At 57.1% G+C, this 3,433-nt stretch carries 3 protein-coding genes and 1 pseudogene; 3 read left to right on the top strand and 1 reads right to left on the bottom strand.

The window, feature by feature from the left end; all coding sequences use genetic code 11:
- From QCE79_RS39050 to QCE79_RS39045, 3 genes and pseudogenes are all read left to right on the top strand, one after another.
- Positions 1–87: pseudogene (locus tag QCE79_RS39050) on the top strand (IS5/IS1182 family transposase); the annotation flags it as partial.
- Positions 88–106: 19 nt separating this feature from the next.
- Complete coding sequence (locus QCE79_RS39715; RefSeq protein ID WP_404989517.1) at positions 107–337, top strand: response regulator; 231 nt, start codon at positions 107–109, stop codon at positions 335–337.
- A 659-nt stretch (positions 338–996) separates the two neighbouring features.
- Positions 997–1,287 carry a hypothetical protein gene (locus QCE79_RS39045; RefSeq protein ID WP_309854530.1) on the top strand — a complete coding sequence of 97 codons (291 nt, stop codon included), beginning with the start codon at positions 997–999 and terminating at the stop codon, positions 1,285–1,287.
- Between the two features lie 153 nt (positions 1,288–1,440).
- Here the strand turns inward: QCE79_RS39045 and QCE79_RS39040 are convergent.
- Positions 1,441–3,433, bottom strand: a 1,993-nt coding sequence (locus QCE79_RS39040; protein ID WP_309854527.1) for an ATP-binding protein, incomplete at its 5' end; no start/stop codon positions are given.

The following is a 3,433-nucleotide window of genomic DNA, read 5'->3' as shown; positions in this document are numbered from 1 at the left end:
GTCGCCACGCGTTACGACAAGCTCGCCGGCAACTATCTCGCCTTTGCTTCGCTTGCCTGTGCCTTTGGACCGCTAGTGAGAATGTAAACAGACCCTAGACGTCAAAATGCCGAGCTCCGATGGTTTTGACGTCCTGCGCCGAATACGGCAAGCTCCCGAACTTTCGAGGGTCCCGGTGGTGATGCTGACGTCGTCCAACGGACACGAAGACGTGCGTCGGGCTTACGAACTAGGAGCGAACGCTTACATCATTAAGCCACTTGTTGTTTCCGAATACTTCAACGCGATTCACCACGTCGCAAGCGTTTGGGGAGCATTGAACCACTCGCCGCGGTAGCCGTACAGCGCACCGTGAGGAGGTGTTTTGGAACGCCCAATTAAGCGCTTGAAAGACCTGAGTTGCGACAATCGCTTCGTTAAGACTCGCGCCTTCCGAATGGCGTCATTTTCGGCACCTACAACGTGTGGAATTTTGGCTGCGGCACGGCTCACGTTCGTTACCTAACAGTATGACTTCGTCACATTAGAGCAGATTGATTATCGTGTCTCGCAAGGGCACGTTCCTTCAGCCCGCTCTAACGATCGGCTTTTTTTAGTGGTACGTACGTTCGCGTATATTTGTAACTTTGATTGCGCCGATCCCGCTGCGGTTGACTCGACGCAAATTCTCTTTGGCTTTCAGTAAGCGGTAGCCTAAGATCAACAAGTGTCCTAGGTCTAGGCACATGTCACGATAGCAACGGTGTCGGCCCGCTTTGGCGGGCCGACCGCCTCTCTTCGCGATCACGAAATCGCGCGCCAGTGGAAACAGTCCGCCACACCACGAAGTCGGTAGGTCGTGACCGTAGCTGACTGTTCTCTGGCAACATCCGGTGATCGCGCCGCGCCGAGTTGAAGCGAGGGGTAAAGGCTATGTGGCCTCACCTAGTGGGCCTGCGTCTCATGGCACGACGATTGTTGAAGCATTCACAACTTGCGTTCGTTGTGGAGGCCACTATGGAAGCGTTATCACCGCAAGCCTTGCAGGTTGTCTCGGAACGCTGGAGCGTATTGCTCAATGTTTTGGACCGGCACCCTGGCCGATATCCGGAGCAGCTCTATGGCAACGTCATCGCGCTCATTGCTCAAACGGAGCGCCTCCTCGACGCGGATTATTTTGAGAATGAAGTTTTGCTAATCGCGAATCGGCTAGCGCAGGAAGGTAGTCTAAAAATGGCGCTCTTCCGACTCCACGAGATCATTGAAGCGCGCCGAGAAAGCTTGAGGCCAGACGCTCGCGTGCAATGAGCAAAGCGGCGTGCGCCACCGTAACCCGGTATGAAACCTGGCGCTTGCGTAGAGCTCGTGGAGCATTCGTCGGTACTGGTCAGTTACCGTTGATAGCCAGCTTAGCGTATTCGTCTGTAGGTGGAAGTGACTATGGAGGCTTGAAGTATTGCGTCAAGCCTCTCCCAAGCTCATCCGAAGCCGCTCAAGCGACACGGGCTTCGAGATGTGTCCGTCAAAGCCCGCCGCTAAAGCCTCACGCACCGAGGCCTCGCCACTTTCGCCACTTACTGCAAACGCCCGAATACGCTTCGGAGTTTCTAGACTTCGCGCCCGCTTGATCAGTTCGTACCCGGACATCTCCGTCATGCGGATATCTGACAACAGCACGTCGTAGTCTCCGGCTTCGAGCATGGTCAGTGCTCTTTTGGGACTGCTTGTCATGTCAACATCAGCTCCTTCGCCGCGAAGCAGCTCTGCGAATGCGGATAAGCTGTCGCCGTCGTCATCGACCAGCAGGATGCGATGATGCAAGGACATGGGGGATCGCGAGTCGTCGGGTTGTCTAAGTCCGGCGGCGGACAACGGTAACCTGACGCGAAAGCTCGTGCCCAAGCCCTTACCGGCCGAGCTTGCCTCAATGCTTCCGCCGTGGGCCCGAACCAGCTCCCTGACGAGCGCCAATCCAATACCCAGTCCGATCCGGCGCGGACTAATCGGTTCCGCCGCTTCACCCTGGCTAAAAAGCTCAAAGACCTTAGGCAGGAAATCGGGCGAAATACCGATGCCTGTATCGCTAACTTCGAGCGTCGCGTGGCGCTCATCAACGCTGACTGAGACACGTATGCTGCCGCCTGCGGGCGTGAACTTCACCGCGTTGCCGAGCAGATTCCAGATAATCTGCTCGAATCGTACCGCGTCACAGTCGCACACCACCGTGTCAGGCGCCTGCAACTGGAGCGTGATGTCCTTGCGTGCCACGTCCGGTGCCATGGCTTCGCTCAAGCGCCGGACAATCTCCACAACATCTATCGGTTGCCGATGCAGTCGTAGTTTTCCGGTCTGAACCCGGGAAAAATCAAGCAAGTCGTTGACGATTGTTTCTTGCGTCGATACCGCACGCATAATGGTCCCGCCGAGCCGCTGAACGGCAGCAGAGTGCCTTGTTTCCGGCAAACGGATCAAGAGCTCGGCATTGACCTGTATGAGATTCAGTGGTTGCTTAAGCTCATGCGCCATCTCAGCCAGGAAGCGATCCTTCAAGTCCGAGCCAGCCTTCACCCGGGCGCTCGCGCGCCGCTCTTGTGTCATCTGTTCATTGTATTTCGACTCTCGGCGCTTCGCATTCGATACGTCCCGGGCAATCTTGACAAATCCTCCTCCGTTGCTGGTGTTCAAGGGTGTCATGACGCCGCTACAAAAGAAGCGCGTTCCATCCTTGCGAAGATGCCAGCGTTCATCTGCAGCGCGGCCCGCTCGCGCCGCAGCGCTGCGCTCTTGCTTGGGCGCGCCCTCCGCACGGTCCTCCGGGGTGAAGAGGACGTCGATCGACTGACCTTTAATTTCGTCCGAACGATAGCCGAACATGACTGCAGCGCCTTCGTTCCAGGTCGTGATGACGCCGTGCAGGTCGGTGCTCAACACGGCAAAGTCTTTGCTTGACGCGATGGCATCCCGAAGGCGCTCTTCGGTGCGCTGAACGCGGCTTTCTGCCGCGCGCAGCTCGGTCACGTCGATGAAGGTCAAGACCGCTCCCCCGATCTTGTCCTGACTCGTGCGATACGGCTGAATGCGTGCAAGATAGTGCTCGTCGTCGACGCTCGTGACGCTGCGCTCGATGGGCACCAACTGCCTGAATGCAGCCGTTGCGTCTTCCACGATTTCGTCGTAACGAAGCCGGTTCGTCACATCCATGAGAGGCCGGCCGACATCCGACGGGATGAGAGAAAACAAGCGGCGCGCCTGCGGGGTAAAACGCTTCACGCGCATCCCAGAGTCAACAAAGACCGTTGCGATCTCCGACGCTTCCATCAAATTGCTCAGATCGTCGTTGTTCCGCCCGGCCTCGTCAACCTTCATGCGTAATTCGAAGTTGACCGTGGTCAACTCCTCGTTGGCGGACTGCAGCTCCTCCTTACTTGTCTCCAGCTCTTCCTTGGCCGAACGC

This window comes from Caballeronia sp. LZ003, from assembly GCF_031451465.1.
Classification (GTDB): Bacteria; Pseudomonadota; Gammaproteobacteria; order Burkholderiales; family Burkholderiaceae; genus Caballeronia.
The sequence above is the reverse complement of the archived record's forward strand: the minus strand, read 5'-3'. Positions and strand labels throughout refer to the sequence as shown.